General features: G+C 73.3%; 14 protein-coding genes. 7 read left to right on the forward strand and 7 right to left on the reverse strand.

Features of this window, described 5'->3' with window-relative positions; translation table 11 throughout:
- Window positions 1-134: 134 nt before the first annotated feature.
- From GA0070613_RS04385 to mca, 3 genes are all read right to left on the reverse strand, one after another.
- Window positions 135-2,630 (reverse strand): putative bifunctional diguanylate cyclase/phosphodiesterase, encoded by a 2,496-nt coding sequence (locus GA0070613_RS04385; RefSeq protein ID WP_231929789.1) that lies wholly within the window; start codon window positions 2,628-2,630, stop codon window positions 135-137.
- A gap of 217 nt (window positions 2,631-2,847) precedes the next feature.
- The gene (locus GA0070613_RS04390; RefSeq protein WP_089011112.1) at window positions 2,848-3,141 is read right to left on the reverse strand and encodes a hypothetical protein; all 294 of its coding nucleotides are present in this window, start codon (window positions 3,139-3,141) and stop codon (window positions 2,848-2,850) included.
- A gap of 48 nt (window positions 3,142-3,189) precedes the next feature.
- Complete coding sequence (gene mca / locus GA0070613_RS04395; RefSeq protein ID WP_089015746.1) at window positions 3,190-4,071, reverse strand: mycothiol conjugate amidase Mca; 882 nt, start codon at window positions 4,069-4,071, stop codon at window positions 3,190-3,192.
- Between the two features lie 212 nt (window positions 4,072-4,283).
- On the opposite strand from mca, the gene GA0070613_RS04400 reads away from it, so the two are divergent.
- The gene (locus GA0070613_RS04400; RefSeq protein WP_089011113.1) at window positions 4,284-4,718 is read left to right on the forward strand and encodes a DUF4307 domain-containing protein; all 435 of its coding nucleotides are present in this window, start codon (window positions 4,284-4,286) and stop codon (window positions 4,716-4,718) included.
- A 146-nt stretch (window positions 4,719-4,864) separates the two neighbouring features.
- Window positions 4,865-5,365, forward strand: coding sequence for a transcription elongation factor GreA (greA, locus tag GA0070613_RS04405; protein ID WP_089011114.1), 501 nt, complete (start codon window positions 4,865-4,867; stop codon window positions 5,363-5,365).
- Between the two features lie 136 nt (window positions 5,366-5,501).
- Here the strand turns inward: greA and ilvA are convergent, their stop codons facing one another.
- The 4 genes from ilvA to GA0070613_RS04425 are packed head-to-tail and all read right to left on the reverse strand — an operon-like array spanning window position 5,502 to window position 10,220.
- On the reverse strand, window positions 5,502-6,722 hold the full coding sequence (gene ilvA / locus GA0070613_RS04410) for a threonine ammonia-lyase (RefSeq protein ID WP_089011115.1): 1,221 nt from the start codon (window positions 6,720-6,722) through the stop codon (window positions 5,502-5,504).
- Window positions 6,719-7,612, reverse strand: coding sequence for a DUF4328 domain-containing protein (locus tag GA0070613_RS04415; RefSeq protein WP_089011116.1), 894 nt, complete (start codon window positions 7,610-7,612; stop codon window positions 6,719-6,721). Before GA0070613_RS04415 ends, ilvA begins: the two co-directional genes overlap by 4 nt.
- Window positions 7,613-7,658: 46 nt before the next feature.
- Window positions 7,659-9,068 carry an amidase gene (locus tag GA0070613_RS04420; RefSeq protein WP_089011117.1) on the reverse strand — a complete coding sequence of 470 codons (1,410 nt, stop codon included), beginning with the start codon at window positions 9,066-9,068 and terminating at the stop codon, window positions 7,659-7,661.
- Between the two features lie 12 nt (window positions 9,069-9,080).
- Window positions 9,081-10,220: a cystathionine gamma-synthase gene (locus GA0070613_RS04425; RefSeq protein WP_089011118.1), complete on the reverse strand. Its 1,140-nt coding sequence runs from the start codon at window positions 10,218-10,220 to the stop codon at window positions 9,081-9,083.
- A 146-nt stretch (window positions 10,221-10,366) separates the two neighbouring features.
- On the opposite strand from GA0070613_RS04425, the gene GA0070613_RS04430 reads away from it, so the two are divergent.
- The 5 genes from GA0070613_RS04430 (at window position 10,367) to GA0070613_RS04450 (ending at window position 16,533) form a co-directional block, all read left to right on the forward strand.
- Window positions 10,367-10,783, forward strand: coding sequence for an HIT family protein (locus GA0070613_RS04430; RefSeq protein ID WP_089011119.1), 417 nt, complete (start codon window positions 10,367-10,369; stop codon window positions 10,781-10,783).
- Between the two features lie 74 nt (window positions 10,784-10,857).
- Window positions 10,858-11,520, forward strand: a complete 663-nt coding sequence (gene msrA, locus GA0070613_RS04435) for a peptide-methionine (S)-S-oxide reductase MsrA (protein ID WP_089011120.1) — start codon at window positions 10,858-10,860, stop codon at window positions 11,518-11,520.
- Between the two features lie 203 nt (window positions 11,521-11,723).
- Window positions 11,724-13,508: an N-acetylglutaminylglutamine amidotransferase gene (locus tag GA0070613_RS04440; RefSeq protein WP_089011121.1), complete on the forward strand. Its 1,785-nt coding sequence runs from the start codon at window positions 11,724-11,726 to the stop codon at window positions 13,506-13,508.
- A 2-nt stretch (window positions 13,509-13,510) separates the two neighbouring features.
- On the forward strand, window positions 13,511-15,337 hold the full coding sequence (gene ngg / locus GA0070613_RS04445; protein WP_089011122.1) for an N-acetylglutaminylglutamine synthetase: 1,827 nt from the start codon (window positions 13,511-13,513) through the stop codon (window positions 15,335-15,337).
- Window positions 15,334-16,533, forward strand: coding sequence for an osmoprotectant NAGGN system M42 family peptidase (locus GA0070613_RS04450; RefSeq protein WP_089011123.1), 1,200 nt, complete (start codon window positions 15,334-15,336; stop codon window positions 16,531-16,533). The genes ngg and GA0070613_RS04450 overlap by 4 nt, the downstream gene beginning before the upstream one ends.
- The last annotated feature ends 47 nt before the right edge of the window (window positions 16,534-16,580 follow it).

Consider the following 16,580-nt stretch of genomic DNA (forward strand, 5'->3'; position numbering starts at 1 on the left):
ACCCTCCATGGTCGCCGCGATGGGCGGCGGTGCTGCCGCGCGGCTGAGCCGCGGGTGCCGCGCCGCCGGTCCACCCCGGCGGCGCGGGACGGCGCGGCGGCCGGAGGTTCCCGGGCGGGGTCGGTGCGGGGATCTCAGGAGGCGCCGTCGGCGCGGAGCGGGAAGACGTTGCCGGGGGCGGTGTCGAGCAGCGACCCGAGGACGGCGTTGATCTTGTCCGCCGGCATCGGCTTGAAGAAGTGGTAGCCCTGCGCGGCGGTGCAGCCCAGCTCGGCCAGGGCGGTCCGCTGCTCGGCGGTCTCCACCCCCTCGGCGACCACCCGCAGCCCCAGCTCGTGGGCGAGCCCCACGGTGGTCCGGACGATCGCCGCCGCCTCGGGCGAGTCGGCCATCCGGATCACGAAGGAGCGGTCGACCTTCAGCTCGTCGACGGCGATCCGGGTGAGGAACGTCAGCGACGAGAAGCCGGTGCCGAAGTCGTCGACGGCGAGCTGCACCCCCATCGCACGCAACGTGGCGAGCACCTCGTCGATGACCTCCAGCTCGCTCATCACCACCGTTTCGGTGATCTCCAGGACCAGCCGGCGCGGCGGCACCTGGTGCCGGCGCAGCGCCTCGCCGATCTCCGTCGGCAGGCGGGGGTCGAGCAGGCTGCGCGCCGACAGGTTCACCGAGATCGGCACGTCCAGCCCCTCACGGGCCCAGTCGGCGGCGACCGCGAGGGCCTTGTCCAGCACGTACCGGGTGAAGGCGCCGAGCTGCTCGCTGTTCTCCACCGGGCGGATGAAGTCGGACGGGCCGAGCCAGCCGCGGCGCGGGTGCCGCCAGCGGATCAGCGCCTCCACCCCGGTCGGAGCGCCGGTGGCCAGGTCAACCGCCGGCTGCAGCGCCAGCACCAGCTGGTCGTCGGCCGCCAGCGCCTCCCGCAGCTCCGCGAGCAGCGCCAGGTGGTCGGTGCTCGCGGCGTCCCGGGAGCTGTCGTACGCGGCCACGCTGCCGCCGCCCTCCTTCGCCTGGTACATCGCGATGTCGGCCCGGCGCAGCAACTCGGTCAGGTCGGCGTTGCCCGCGTCGGCGACCACCACGCCCACCGAGACCTCGATGGACATCCGTACGCCCGCCACCTCCGTCGGCGCGGCGAGCCGCTCGGCGATCTCCCGGGCCTGCCGCAGCGCGTACGCCATCGGCGCGGCACGGTCGCCGACCACCGGAACCGCGGTCAGCAGCAGGGCGAACTCGTCCCCACCCAGCCTGCCCAGCAGCTCACCGGGACGGGCGAGGGCCGCCAGCCGGGTCGCGGTCAGCCGCAGCAGCTGGTCGCCGGCCGCGTGCCCGAGCGTGTCGTTGACCTCTTTGAACTGGTTGATGTCGAGCAGCAGCAGCGCCACCGGGTGGTCGTGGGCGAGCCGGCGCAACGCCTGGTCGCCCTGGTCGAGCATGGCGGCCCGGTTGACCAGCCCGGTGAGCTGGTCGTGCACCGCCTCGTACCAGGAACGCGCGGTGACCAGCCGCAGCTCACGGTGCGTCGCGGCGTCGTGCAGGGCGGCGGCCAGGGCGTCGCCGAAGGCCGCGACGGCGTCCCGCTCGCGGGCGCTGGGCGGGGCCGACCGGGCGAAGTGGAGCCGCAGCTCCCCCACTCCGACGCTGCCCACGGTCAGCGGTCGGACCAGCTCGTGCTCGGCCGGCTCGGTACGCCCCGGCGGGTCCACCTCGCGGTCGCGGAGCTGGCCGCCTAGGTCCGCCCGGTACCGCCACCACCGGCCGTCGCCCCGGGCGACGTCCACCTCGACCAGTTCCGCCCCGAACAGGGTGAGCGCGCCGGCCGCCGCGGCCGTCGCCACGCCCCGCTCGTCGAGCTGGTTGAGGGCGGCGGTGGCCTCGGCGAACGCCCGCCAGGTACGCCGTTCCTGGTCGGCCCGGAGCCGGTGGCGGTACGTCTGCTGGAGCAGCCAGAGCGGCGGCGGGAGCAGCAGCAGCCAGCGGGCGTCGAGCTCCAGCAGCGTGACGACCACCAGGCCGACGGCCACGTTGCCGACGAACATCAGCAGCTTGCCGCGGAGCGCGGCGAGCAGCGGCGGTCCGATCGGGACGCCGTGCCGCAGCGCCAGGGTCGCCCCGCCGAGCCAGCCGGTGGTGAGCAGGTAGGTCACCGAGCCGGCGGTGAGCGCGAGGGCGAGCGCCGGGGTCGGCGCGGCGAGCAGGGGTCGGCCCAGCGCACTGGCCACCGCGACGGCGAGCGCGGTGGCGGCGGTCAGCGACCCGGTGATCCGGACCAGTTCCAACGCCGGCCGGCGGTCGGTGAGCAGGGACATCGCCGTCCAGGCTGTCCCGGCGCCGAGCAGGGCCGCCGCCGGCAGCCAGCCGGCCGGTACGAGGTACAGGCAGACGATGAGGGCGGCTTCGCCCCAGGTGATGCTCACCATCCCGGCGGCGGTACGGAACCGGAGCCGGGCGAACTGGGCGACGGCGAACACGACGACGGCGATCCCGAAGCGGGCCGGACCCGGCACCGGGTCGTCCGACGGGAGGGACGCCGGGACGGTCAGGCCGACGACGGCGGCGACCAGCGCGGTGACCCCGACCGCGGCGGTCAGCAGGAGCACCTCGGTCGGCGTGCCGCGCAGGCCCAGCCGGTCGAGGGGATGGCCGTCCCGGCCCGAGGTCACGGATCCACCCCGTCCGCCGGCACGCCGGGGGCGCGGCGGGTGGCCGCTGCTTCGACGGTCATCGGCGCCCCCCTTCCGCGCACGGCTCGGGGACCTTTCGGTCCCCCCGGCGGAAGGCTAAGCCAAAGCCGGTGGTCGCAACAGGGGGCGACGACCGGCTTCGACGTGAATCACCCCTTGACTACCCGTTCCGGCGCTGCTGGGAGCCGTTGGGATCGCTCGTGGATGATTCCTGCGCTCCGGTCCCGTCTGTCGGATCGGCGACTGTCCCGTCGGCCCGTCCGAGGTCCGCCGGACCGGCCTGCTGCGGAAACCGGTCGGGCAGGCGGCGCAGTCGGGCGTTCATGTTGCGGATCAGCAGGACGGTGGCGGTGGCCAGCAGCACGATGAGGAAGAGGCCCATCGGCCCGGCCAGGCCACCCGTGCGGGTGTCACCGAAGTTGTTCTCCGCGAGCACCTGGGCAGTGGTCAGCATGGTGTTCCTCCGATGTGCGGCTCCCGTCCAGCGTAGCCCTCCGCCGGATCAGCGGGCATGGCACGTCTCGCGGACCCCGGCGAAGAGGTCCGACTCGGGCAGCGGGCTGTCCACCAGCGAGCGCGCGAGCTGGTAGTCCTCGGTCGGCCAGGCGCGCTGCTGGAGCTCCATCGGGACGTGGAACCAGAAGCCGTCGGGGTCGATCTGGGTGGCGTGGGCGCGCAGGGCGTCGTCGCGGACCGGGAAGTATTCGGCGCACTCGACCCGGGTGGTGATCCGCGGGCCCTTGTCGGGACGATCCTCCCAGCGCTTGAGCCACTCCTCGTACGGCGATTCCAGGCCCGCGGCGAGCATGCCCTCGTGCAGCGCCATGATCTTGCCCTTGGAGAAGCCGATGTCGTAGTAGAGCTTCAGCGGCTGCCACGGCTCACCGAGCTCCGGGTGGCGCTCGGGGTCGCCGGCGGCCTCGAACGCGGCCACGGTCACCTTGTGGGTCATGATGTGGTCCGGGTGGGGGTAGCCACCCTCCTCGTCGTACGTGGTGACCACGTGCGGTCGGAACTGCCGCATCAGGCGCACCAGCGGCGCCGCCGCGACCTCCACGTCCTGAAGGGCGAAGCACCCGTCGGGCAGCGGCGGCAGCGGGTCGCCCTCGGGCAGCCCGGAGTCGACGAACCCGAGCCAGGCCTGCTCGATGCCGAGGATCGCGCGGGCCGCGTCCATCTCGGCGCGGCGGATGTCGGCGATGTTGGCCCAGACGTCCGGCCTGTCCATCTTCGGGTTGAGCACACTGCCCCGCTCACCGCCCGTACAGGTCACGACCAGGACGTCCACCCCTTCGGCGACGTATTTCGCCGTGGTCGCGGCGCCCTTGCTCGACTCGTCGTCGGGATGGGCGTGCACGGCCATGAGACGCAGCTGCTCTGCCACCTTCGGCACTCCTCGTCTGTGCCCGACGGGCGACCCGACCCCGGGTCACCCGGCTGACCTGCCGGAATCTCCCCCGCACCCGGAAAAATCCCCCGTGCTGACCTGTCCGCGTCACCGCCGACCTGCCATCCTTGGGTCAGCGCCGGGCTGGGAAGATGGACTCTGCCATTCTTGCCGATGCCGCCGACAACAACGCCAGGAGATACCCGCCGGTGACCGAGACGCACGCCACAATCACGCCGGGCGCGCCGGTCTTCCCGGCCGGCCGGTACGGTCGCCGCCGCGAACCGGGACGCCGCCGACCAATGCTCCCGGCGCTGCTGGCGGTGGTCCTGCTGGCCACCCTCGGCCTGCTCGCCGCGAAGCTCTACCGCCAGTACGGCGACCCGCGGTACGACGCCCAGGTGATCACCTACACCGAGATCACCGACTCCCAGGTGGTGGTCGACTTCCGGGTCACCGTGCCGGCGGGCGGCTCGGCGACCTGCGTGCTCCGGGCCCGGGCCTCCGACGGCGCCGAGGTGGGGCGCGAGGAGGTCACGGTGACCGCGCAGCCGGGGGAACGCCGGGTCGACGCCCGGCACCGGCTGGTCACCAGCGCCCGGCCGTTCATCGGTGAGGTGCTGCGCTGCCGCCCGGCCGCCTGACCCCACGCGGCCGGCCCGACCTGCCGGACGCCCGCGGCCGGTCCCGCAGCCGGCACCCCGGGTGATCGGCGTCACCCCGACGTGTCCCGCACTGGTAACTTGGTAGTTCACCTGTCAGCCAGTCCGCACAACCAAGGAGATCGCCTGTGTCCACCAATGACAACGAGGCGCCCGCCACCTGGCTGTCCCAGGACGCGCACGACCGCCTCCAGGCCGAGCTCGACGAGCTGATCGCCAACCGTCCGGTGATCGCCGCCGAGATCAACGCGCGGCGCGAGGAGGGCGACCTCCGGGAGAACGGTGGCTACCACGCCGCCCGCGAAGAGCAGGGCAAGGCGGAGGGGCGCATCCTCTACCTCAAGGAGCTGCTCCGCACCGCCCAGGTCGGTGAGGCACCGAGCGCCGACGCCGTGGCGCCCGGCATGGTCGTGACGATCTACTTCGACGACGACACCGACGACACCGAGACGTTCCTGCTCGGCTCGCGGGAGATCGCGTCCAGCACCGAGCTGACCGTCTACAGCCCCGAGTCCGCGCTCGGCAAGGCGATCCTGGGCGGCCGCGAGGGCCAGACCTGCACCTACACGGCCCCAAGCGGCGCCGACATCAAGGTGACCGTGGTCAGGTTCGAGCCCTTCTCCGGCTGAGCGCCGCACCCGGACCCGCGCCGGCAGGCCCGGGCCCGACCCCGACCGGGGCTGACAGGCCGGTCGGACCCGACTGCCGCACCGCCCCGGCCGTACCCCGGCCGGGGCGGTCGCATTTCCGGCGGGGCGGCCAGCGTCACGCCTCGGCGGCGAAGACCACCTGGTAGCCGCTGGCCCGCAGCGCGCTGATCAGCGTGTCGGAGTGCTCCACGCCCCGGGTCTCCACCGACAGCGCCACCTCCACCTCGCCGAGGCTCAGGTGCGGGTTGGCCCGCTGGTGCTCCACGTCGACCACGTTGGCCCGGTGCTCGGCGATCTCGCTGAGCAGCGAGGCGAGCTGGCCCGGCCGGTCCGAGCAGCGCACGGTGACCCGCAGGTACCGGCCGGCTGCCGCGAGGCCGTGCTCGATCACCCGTAGCATCAGCAGCGGGTCGATGTTGCCGCCGGAGAGCACCGCGACCACCGGCGCCTCCACCTCGACCACGCCGGCCAGCAACGCGGCCACGCCGACCGCGCCGGCCGGCTCCACCACCTGCTTGCCGCGCTCCAGCAGCATCAGCAGCGCCCGGGAGATGTCCTCCTCGGAGACCGTCACGATCTCGTCGACCAGCTTGCGGACGTGGGTGAAGGTGATCTGGCCCGGGCAGCCGACCGCGATGCCGTCGGCGATCGTCGAGAACGACGGCAGCCGTACCGGCTCGCCGGCCTTCAGCGAGGGCGGGAAGGCGGCGGCGGTCGCGGCCTGCACCCCGATCACCCGGACGTCCGGACGCAGCGCCTTGGCCGCCACCGCGATGCCGGAGATCAGCCCGCCACCGCCGACCCCGGTGACGATGGTCTTCACGTCGGGGCACTGTTCGAGGATCTCCAGCGCCACCGTGCCCTGCCCGGCGATGACGTCCCGGTGGTCGAACGGGTGGATCAGCACCGCCCCGGTCCGCTCGGCGAAGGTCTGCGCCGCGACCAGCGACTCGTCCACCGTGTTGCCGACCAGCTCGACCTGGGCGCCGTACCCCTTGGTGGCGGCGACCTTCGGCAGCGGCGCGTTCACCGGCATGAAGACCGTGGCGTGGGTACCGACCAGGCCGGCGGCGAGCGCCACGCCCTGCGCGTGGTTGCCGGCGCTGGCGGCCACCACGCCGCGTTCGCGCTCCTCGGCCGAGAGCCGGGAGATCCGCACGTACGCGCCGCGCACCTTGTACGACCCGGCGCGCTGCACGTTCTCGCACTTCAACCAGGCCGGCCCGCCCAGGGCGGCGCTGAGCGGCCGGGAGGGCTCCAGCGGGGTGGTACGCGTGATGCCGGCGAGCAGCTCCCGCGCGGCCTGTACGTCGGCGAGACCGACCATTTCCGTCATGCCCCGATCGTGCCACCCGAGGCCGCCTGGGCCGGCGGCGACGCCACGGTACCGGCGGTCGGTACCTGCGGCGATGGCTCGGTCACCGGCTGCGGCGCCGGCTGGCCGGGCGGCAGGGGCGCGACCTGCTCGGCCGGCCACTGGGGCGCGCCGCGGGAGATCCGCTCCTGCTGGGCCGCGGAGATCCGCAGGATCAGCACGATCAACGACACCCCGGCCACCAGGCAGGCCAGCACCGGTACGGAGTTCCGCAGGGCCGCCTCGCGGTAGTGGTCGAAGTCCGGTACCGCCGCCTGCTCCGCCAGCCGCACGTCGGCCTCGAGTTGGCCGAGGTTGCTGAGCAGGTCGGCGATGCCGAACGCCAGCCAGCCCACCCACCAGAGGGCGACCAGTGCACGGAGCCGGACCCGGCCGAGGCTGTCCCGGACGATGCCCGCCATCACCACGCAGGGCACGCCCAGGCTGGCCACGGGCACCCACCAGCCGGTGATCGCCCAGTGCGGGGCGAGGGACGACCCCACGCCCGGGAAGGCGTCGGTGTTCTTCCGCGCCCGGAACATCCAGAGCATGACCAGCACCGCGGTGGTCAGGAAGACGACCAGATACGACAGGGAGAGGAGGCCCTCGACGACGGTGACCTCCCGCTCGAGGCCCGGATCACCGGCCGTCCCGGCCCGCCGGGACAGCAGAGCGCGCACGGCCGGCGAGAGCGCCACCAGCGTGTACAGCAGGATGGTGAGGCCGACACCGACCGCCGCGGCCAGCCCTGTGCCGCGTACCGGATAGGTCGGCATCCCCGGCGACAGGGCCGGCCGGTCCGACGAGGTACCGCAGCTCGGGCAGGGGCCGACGGTCGTGGTCGGCTCGGCCCCGCAGATCTGGCACCGCATGTCTGTCTCCCGTGCGCGCGTGGAAAGTCGCGCACACGCTAGACGATCAAGCGGCGGCCGGCGACCCCGTGCCCACCCGCGGGTAGCCCGGGGCGTGCCGCTGCCACGGGGCCTGCATCTCGAACTGGCCGGCGATGCCGAGCAGCAGCAGCTCCGAGCCGGGCGGCCCGACCAGCTGCACGGCGACGGGCAGCCCGTCGGGACGCCGGCCGACCGGCACCACGATGGCGGGCAGGCCGGCGATGTTCCACGGGGCGGCGTACGGGGCGTACCGGATGTTGGCCTTCATGTTCGCCGCCCAGGAGCGGCCCGACCAGCCGGCGGCGTCCGGCGGCGGGCCGGCCAGCGCCGGGGTGAGCAGCAGGTCGATCGAGTGGTCGCCGAAGAAGTTCACCGAGCGCTCACGCCAGGCGGCCCGGTCGGCCTCCCGGACGTACCCCCGCCGCTGCGCCCACTCGCCGAGCGCGACGTGCCGGCGGCTGCGCCGCTGGAGGACCCGCCGCTCCAGCCCGGCGGCCTGCACGTCAGCGGCGGCCGCGGCGAACCAGGTGGCGATGCCCTGCAGGCCCAGCCGGGTCGGGTAGACGGGGTCGGCGGGGACGGTGTCGTGCCCGGCGGCGGCGAGCAGCCGGCCGGCGGCGGCCACCGCGTCCCGGTTGGGGGCGTCCGGCGAGACGCCGCGGACCGGGGAGCGCAGCGAGACGCCGACCCGCAGCCGGGACGGCGGCACCAGCTTCTCCTGACGTCGGCCGGCGAGCACCTGGAAGCCGACGGCCGCGTCGGCGACCGTGGTGGTGAGCATGCCGTGCTCGGTGAGGCCGAACCAGTCATCCGCGCCGAGCTGGCAGGGGACGACACCCCGGCCGGGCTTGAGGCCGACCAGACCGCAGCAGGCCGCCGGGATGCGGATCGAGCCGAGGCCGTCATTGCCGTGCGCGATCGGCACCAGCCCGGCGGCCACCGCCGCGGCGGCGCCGCCGGACGAGCCGCCGGGGGTGCGCCGGGTGTCCCAGGGGTTGCGGGTCACCCCGGTCTCGTCGTCGGTCAGGGCCCACAGGCCCAGCTCCGGCATCCGGGTCACCCCGAGGATCACCGCTCCGGCGCCGCGCAGCCGGCGGACCACCTCGTGGTCGGCCTCCGCGATCGGGGTACGCACCGCCGCCGACCCGTTCCAGGTGGGCAGGCCGGCGACCGGGGTGTTCTCCTTGACCGCGACCGGCACCCCGGCCAGCGGGAGGTTGGCCAGGTCCTCCTGCTCGTCGACCTTCTCCGCCTCGGTGATCGCCTCCCCGCCGCGTACCGCGCGGAACGCGGCGAGGTCGGCGTCGGCCCGGGCGATGTGGTCCAGGTGGTCGGCGACCACCTGGGTGGCGGAGACGTCGCCCCGGCGTACGCCCCGGGCGATCTGCTTGGCGGTCGCCCCCACCCAGGTCGGCATGATGTCCTGCACGGCCACCCTCCCCAGCGGTCAGCCCAGTGCCTGCTCCAGATCGGCGAGCAGGTCGTCGACCGTCTCGATGCCGACAGACAGTCGCACGAGATCGCCGGGAACTTCAAGCGGCGAGCCGGCAGCACTTGCGTGTGTCATCCGGCCGGGGTGCTCGATCAGGGACTCCACGCCACCGAGCGACTCGGCGAGCACGAAGAGCTTCGCCCGGTTGCAGATCTCCACCGCGTGCTCCTCGCCGCCTGCGGCGCGGAACGAGATCATGCCGCCGAACCGGCGCATCTGCTTGGCGGCCACCTCGTGGCCGGGGTGCGACGGCAGGCCCGGGTAGAGGACCTGGCCGACCTTGGCGTGCCCGTCCAGGTACGCGGCGATCCGCTCGGCGTTGTCGCAGTGCCGGTCCATCCGTACGCCGAGGGTCTTGATGCCGCGCAGGGTGAGCCAGGCGTCGAACGGGCCGTTGACGGCGCCCATCGCGTTCTGGTGGTAGCGCAGCCCGTCGCCGAGCCCGGCGTCGGCGGCGATCAGCGCGCCACCGACCACGTCGGAGTGTCCACCGATGTACTTCGTGGTGGAGTGGACCACCACATCCGCGCCGTGCGCGATCGGCTGCTGCAGGTACGGCGAGGCGAAGGTGTTGTCGACCACCAGCAGCGCGTTGGCGTCGTGCGTGACGGCGGCCAGGGTGGCGATGTCGGCGATGCCGAGCAGCGGGTTCGTCGGCGTCTCCACCCAGACGATCTTCGTGGTGGCGCGGATCGCGGCCCGCACCGCGTCCGGGTCGGAGACCTTCGCCGGCGTGAAGTCCAGCCCCCAGCGCTCGGCGACCTTGGCGAAGAGCCGGTACGTGCCGCCGTACGCGTCGTCCGGGATCACCACGTGGTCGCCCGGCTTGCACACGGTGCGCAGCAGGGTGTCCTCGGCAGCCAGGCCGCTGGCGAAGGCGAGGCCGACGGGCCCGCCCTCCAGCGCGGCCAGGCACTCCTGGAGCGCGTCGCGGGTGGGATTGCCGGAACGGCTGTATTCGTAGCCCTGGCGGGGCGCCCCGACGGCGTCCTGGGCGTAGGTGCTGGTCTGGTAGATCGGTGGGATCACCGCGCCGGTGCGGGCCTCCGGGTCCTGGCCGGCGTGGATGGCGAGCGTCTCAAAGCCGTGACTCATTCCCGAGACGTTAGTCCGCCGGTGTGCCGGCTCGGGCGGAACCCGCCCGGCGGCACGTCGCCGGTGGTCCGTCGCGCTCGCTATTCCCGGCCACGCACCGCCACGCCCGGAGGGCGGCCGAACGATGCCGGTAATAGCCTGGCACGGTGAGCGGGTGCGTGTTCTGCGGGATCGTGGCGGGCGAGGTGCCGGCGTTCCGGGTCGCCGACGAGCCGGAGGGGGTGGCGTTCCTGGACACCCGGCCGGTCTTCAAGGGGCATCTGCTGGTGGTGCCGCGGACCCACCTGGTCACCCTGACCGACCTGCCGGCGGATGCGTTGGCCGGCTACTTCGGCCTGGTCCAGCGGCTGGCCCTCGCGGTGGAGACCGGTCTGGGGGCCGGCGGGACATTCGTGGCGCTGAACAACAGGGTGTCGCAGTCCGTGCCGCACCTGCACACCCACGTGGTGCCCCGAACCAAGGGTGACGGCCTGCGCGGTTTCTTCTGGCCGCGGACCCGCTACACCGACGACGCCGAGGCCGAAGGATTCGCCCGGCGGGTGGCCGCGGGTCTGCCCGCCTGACAGGGAGCCGGGCGGGTAAGGAAGCGGCGCCTGGCGGTGTTGCAGGCTGGGAGAGGTACGAGAGGAGTCCCACCGTGTTCCTTCGCCGCATGAAGGCCGAGCTGCCCACCCCCGACCAGGCCCTGCCGGGCCGCGCGATCGCGATGCCGATCGGTGACCGGCATGAGGTGCTCCCGTCCTCGCTGAAGGGCCCGTTCCCCGAGGGCTCGCAGGTCGCCGTCTTCGGAATGGGCTGCTTCTGGGGTGCCGAGCGACTGTTCTGGACCCTGCCGGGTGTGATCACCACGTCGGCCGGTTACGCGGGTGGCGTCACCCCGAACCCGACGTACGAGGAGGTCTGCTCGGGGATGACCGGGCACGCCGAGGTGGTCCAGGTGGTCTACGACCCCGCGAAGATCAGCTACGAGGACCTGCTCAAGGTCTTCTGGGAGAACCACGACCCGACCCAGGGCATGCGTCAGGGCAACGACGTCGGTACGCAGTACCGGTCGGCGATCTACACGACCACCGAGGATCAGCGCGCCACCGGGCAGGCGTCGCGGGACGCGTTCGCGCCGATCGTGGCGCGGGCCGGCAAGGGTGAGATCACCACGGAGATCGCCCCGCTCGGCGACTACTACTTCGCCGAGGACCACCACCAGCAGTACCTGTCGCCGACGAAGAACCCGAACGGGTACTGCAACCACGGCCCCAACGGGCTGAGCTGCCCGGTCGGCGTGGCGCGAACCGCCAGTTGACCGACCTGATGTCCGTTTCCCGGGCCTGCGGTGTTTGTCACACCGCGGGCCCGGCTCGATTCGGGCACCCCGCGGACCGTCGGCAGGAATGTCGGCGCTGGCAGCGCCCCGAAAACAAGAGGCGCGCATTTTAGCAAACACGTAACCCCACAGACATCAGCTCAACGGGCGAACCGCGATCGCCTCTGGCAGCATGGGCCGGCATGTGCGGACTTGCGGGAGAGTTCCGCCGTGACGGTTCACGCGCCGACGTGGCGGCGGTGGAGCGCATGGCGGCCACGATGAGCGACCGGGGACCGGACGACAGCGGGGTCTGGTCCCAGGGCCCGACGGCCCTCGGCCACCGCCGCCTGAAGATCATCGACCTGTCCGCGGCGAGCGGCCAGCCGCTGGTCGACGCCGCCTCGGGCCTGACCGGCGTCTTCAACGGCTGCATCTACAACTACCGTGAGCTGCGCCAGGAGTTGCAGGCCAAGGGGCACCGCTTCTTCTCCTCCGGCGACAGCGAGGTCGTGGTCAAGGCGTACGCCGAGTGGGGACTCGACTTCGTCGACCACCTGATCGGCATGTTCGCCGTGGCGATCACCGAGCGGGACAGCGGCCGCCTCGTGCTGGCCCGGGACCGGCTCGGCATCAAGCCGCTCTACCTGGCCGAGACGCCCGGCGTGGTGCGCTTCGCCAGCGCCCTGCCGGCGCTGCTGGCCGGCGGCGGGATCGACACCTCGATCGACCCGGTGGCGCTCGCCCACTACCTGAGCTTCCACAGCATCGTGCCGCCGCCGCGGACCATCCTGCGCGGCGTCACCAAGCTGCCCCCGGCCACCGTCCGGGTCTACGAGCCGGACGGCTCCACCCGCGAGCGGGTCTACTGGGACCCGGCGTTCACCCGCGCCGCCGAGCACGCCGACTGGTCAGCGCGGGACTGGCAGGACGCGCTGCTGGAGTCGCTGACCACCGCGGTACGCCGCCGGATGGTCGCCGACGTGCCGGTCGGCGTGCTGCTCTCCGGCGGCCTCGACTCCAGCCTGGTGGTCGCACTGCTCGCCGGGGAGGGGCAGTCCGGGCTCTCCACCTTCTCCATCGGCTTCGAGGCGGTCGGCGGCCGGGAGGGCGACGAGTTCGTCTATTCCGACCTGGTGGCGAAGATGTTCGGCACGGACCACCACCAGATCAAGGTGCCCACCGGCGACCTCCTGCCGCCGCTGGAGGCCGCCGTGGCGGCGATGAGCGAGCCGATGGTCAGCCACGACTGCGTGGCGTTCTACCTGCTCAGCCAGGAGGTGGCCCGGCACGTCAAGGTGGTCCAGTCCGGCCAGGGCGCGGACGAGATCCTGGGCGGCTACCACTGGTATCCGCCGCTGGCCGGCGTCGACCGCGAGCAGGCGCTCGAGACGTACGCGAAGGCGTTCTTCGACCGGGACGCGGCCGGCCTGGCGCGGGTGCTCAACCCGGCGTGGCTCGCCGACGGAGACCCCGCGCGGGAGTTCGTCGCCGCACACCTGGGCCAGCCGGGGGCGCAGACCGCGGTCGACGCCGGCCTGCGGATCGACACCCGGATCATGCTGACCGACGACCCGGTGAAGCGGGTCGACAACATGACCATGGCGCACGGGCTGGAGGCCCGGGTGCCGTTCCTCGACCACGAGTTCGTGGAGCTGGCCGCGGGCTGCCCGCCGGAGCTGAAGCTGGCCCAGGGCGGCAAGGGCGTGCTCAAGGAGATCGGGCGCCGGGTCCTCCCGTACGAGGTGATCGACCGGCCCAAGGGCTACTTCCCGGTGCCGGGCCTCACCCATCTGGAGGGCAAGCTCCTCGACCGGGTACGCGACGCGCTCTCCGCGCCGGAGGCCCGCCGCCGCGACCTGTTCCGCGCCGACTACGTCGACGCGCTGCTCGCCGACCCGAACGCCGAACTGACCCCGTTGAACGGAAACAAGCTGTGGCAGCTGGGACTCCTGGAAATGTGGCTCCAGAGCCACGGAATCGACTGACCGTGACGGACACCCTCGCCACCGGCACGGCGCGTATCGACCGGGAACGGGTGCTCGGCCGCCGCCGCGAGCGGACCGGTCCGGGCGGCGACCCGGTGGCGCCCGAAACGGCCGAGCCGGCGGCGCCCGGGGACGACGACGGCGTGGTGCTGGACTGCGGCTGGGGCCGGCTGGTCTTCGGTCAGACCTTCGGCGACCAGGCGGCGGTGGCCGCGGTGCTCCGCTCGGAGGCGGCCGGCGCCCGGGACATCTGCATCTACCTGCGCGACCCGCACGTGCTGGTCTCCCGGCTGCCGGACGAGCTGTTCATCGACCCGTCGCTGACCTATCGGCTGCCGCTGGGCGACCGGCGACCGGCCGCCACCGACTCCGGCGGGGAGACCCCGGGCGTGGTGATCCGTGCGCTGCGCGACGCCGAGGACGCCGACGCGGTGAACCGGATCTACGCCCGCAACGGCATGGTGACCGCGCCGGTCGAGGTGCTGGTCGACAACGCCGGCAGCGACCGCTTCCTGCACCTGGTCGCCGAGGCGTCCACCGGTGAGATCGTCGGCACCATCACCGGCGTCGACCACGTGGCGGTCTTCGCCGACCCGGAGAACGGCGCCAGCCTCTGGTGCCTGACGGTGGACTTCAACCACGCGCCGCCCGGCACCGGCCAGGCGCTCCTGTCGGGACTGGCCGACCGGCTCGACGAGCGGGGACGCGCCTTCGTGGACCTCTCGGTGCTGGCCGAGAACTCGGGCGCGATCCGGCTCTACGAGCGGCTGGGCTTCCACCGCACCGGCACGCTCTGCGTGAAGCGGAAGAACCCGATCAACGAGCGGCTCTTCCTGCCCGCCGCCCCCGAGGGGTACGACGAGCTCAACCCGTACGCGAAGATCGTCGCCGACGAGGCGATGCGGCGCGGCATCCGGGTGGAGGTCACCGACCCGCGCTGGGGCGAGCTGCGGCTGACCAACGGCGGCCGGACCGTCCACACCCGGGAGTCGCTGTCGGAGCTGACCTCGGCGGTGGCGATGAGCCGCTGCGACGACAAGCGGGTCACCCGGCGGATCCTCACCGAGGCCGGGCTGTCGGTGCCGCGCGGCCGGACCGCCACCGGCGAGCCGGACGACCTGGCCTTCCTGGCGGACGTCGGCCCGGTGGTGGTCAAGCCCGCGCGGGGCGAGCAGGGCAACGGCATCGCCGTCGGGGTGCGCACCGCCGAGGCGCTCACCGCGGCGGTGCAGCTGGCCCGGCGGTTCTGCCCGGACGTGCTGATCGAGGAGCTGCGCGACGGCGAGGACCTGCGGGTCATCGTCATCGACCACGAGGTGGTGGCCGCCGCCGTCCGCCGCCCCGCCCAGATCACCGGCGACGGGGTGCACGACGTCACCGAGCTGATCGAGCGGCAGAGCCGGCGCCGGGCCGGCGCCACCGGCGGCGAATCCCGCATCCCGATCGACGACATGACCCGCGAGGTGGTGGCGGAGGCCGGCCACCGGATGCACGACGTGCTCCCCGAGGGCCAGGTGCTCGCCGTACGCCGGACCGCCAACCTGCACACCGGCGGCACCATCCACGACGTCACGGCCGAGCTGCACCCGGCCATCGCCGAGGCCTGCGTGGCGGCCAGCCGGGCGCTGGACATCCCGGTCACCGGGCTGGACCTGCTGGTGCCCGCCCCGGACCGGCCGGAACACGTCTTCATCGAGGCGAACGAACGGCCCGGTCTGGCCAACCATGAGCCGCAGCCGACCGCCGAACGCTTCGTGGACCTGCTCTTCCCCGGCACCCGGGCGCCGCAGCGGCTCTGGTCGCCGGCCAGGGCGGGAGGTGCCGCGTGAGTCCGAAACCGCTGGAGCTCGACCTCGACTACCTCCGCCAGGTGCTGGTGGAGCTGCTGGAGATCCCCAGCCCGTCGGGGCGTACCGACCACGTCCAGCAGTACGTCGGGGAACGGCTGTCCGCGCTGGGCATCTCCTCCACGCTGACCCGGCGCGGCGCGCTGAGCGCCTGCCTGCCCGGGCCCCGGCAGACCGGCGCCGACCGGGCGATCGTGGTGCACACCGACACCATCGGCGAGATGGTGAAGCGGCTCAAGGAAAACGGCCGGCTGGAGCTGAAGACCATCGGCACGCACAGCGCCCGGTTCGCCGAGGGCGCCCACGTGCGGATCTTCACCGACGACCTGGACCGGGTGATCACCGGTCAGGTGCTCCCGCTGAAGGCGAGCGGGCACCGCTACAACGACGACGTCGACCTGCAGGGCGTCGGCTGGGAGCACGTCGAGGTCCGGGTCGACGAGCCGGTGGACGACATCGCCGGGCTGCGGGCGCTCGGCATCGACTCCGGCGACTTCGTGGCGTTCCTGCCCGACCCGACGATCAGCCCCAGCGGGTACGTGAAGTCCCGGCACCTGGACGACAAGGCCGGCGTGGCGGCGGTGCTCACCGCGTTCAAGGCGATGGTCGACGCGGGGATCACCCCGGCGGTCACCGCGCACCTGCTGGTCACCGTCACCGAGGAGATCGGGCACGGGGCCAGCCACGGCCTCGACCCGGACGTGGCGGAGATCGTCTCGGTGGACGCCGCGGTGGTCGCCCCCGGACAGCAGTCCCGGGAGGACGCGGCGACCCTGGCGATGGGCGACGGGGTGGGCCCGTTCGACTACCACCTGACCCGCAACCTGGCCGCCATCGCGAGGGAGCACGGCGTCGACCTGGTCCGGGACGTCTTCGACTACTACCGCTCGGACGTGGCCGCGGCCGTCGAGGCGGGCGCGCACGCCCGGGTGGCGCTGCTCGGCTTCGGCGTCGACGCCACCCACGGCCACGAGCGCACCCACCTCGACGGGCTGCGCCACCTCACCCAACTGCTCTGCCTCTACCTGCAGAGCGACCTGGTCTTCCCCGAGTGGGACGCCGAGCCGGCGGGCGACCTGGCCGACTTCCCGTCGCTGGCCGTCCAGCCGGCCTCCGAGGAGGGCCCGCGCGAGGGCCCGATCGGCGTCGCCGAACCGGCCTCGCAGGGCCCGGTGTAAGCCCACCCGGGGCTACGAAGCTGATGTCGTGGATGACTCACCCCGGC

This window comes from Micromonospora inositola (assembly GCF_900090285.1).
GTDB classification, from domain to species: Bacteria; Actinomycetota; Actinomycetes; order Mycobacteriales; family Micromonosporaceae; genus Micromonospora; species Micromonospora inositola.

What these genes read in the sequence shown, in the direction of transcription:
- GA0070613_RS04390 (WP_089011112.1), bottom strand. Translation starts at nt 3,141, where the DNA reads ATGCTGACCACTGCCCAGGTGCTCGCGGAGAACAACTTCGGTGACACC.
- ilvA (WP_089011115.1), bottom strand. Translation starts at nt 6,722, where the DNA reads ATGACGGAAATGGTCGGTCTCGCCGACGTACAGGCCGCGCGGGAGCTG.
- GA0070613_RS04415 (WP_089011116.1), bottom strand. Translation starts at nt 7,612, where the DNA reads ATGCGGTGCCAGATCTGCGGGGCCGAGCCGACCACGACCGTCGGCCCC.
- GA0070613_RS04425 (WP_089011118.1), bottom strand. Translation starts at nt 10,220, where the DNA reads ATGAGTCACGGCTTTGAGACGCTCGCCATCCACGCCGGCCAGGACCCG.
- GA0070613_RS04440 (WP_089011121.1), top strand. Translation starts at nt 11,724, where the DNA reads ATGTGCGGACTTGCGGGAGAGTTCCGCCGTGACGGTTCACGCGCCGAC.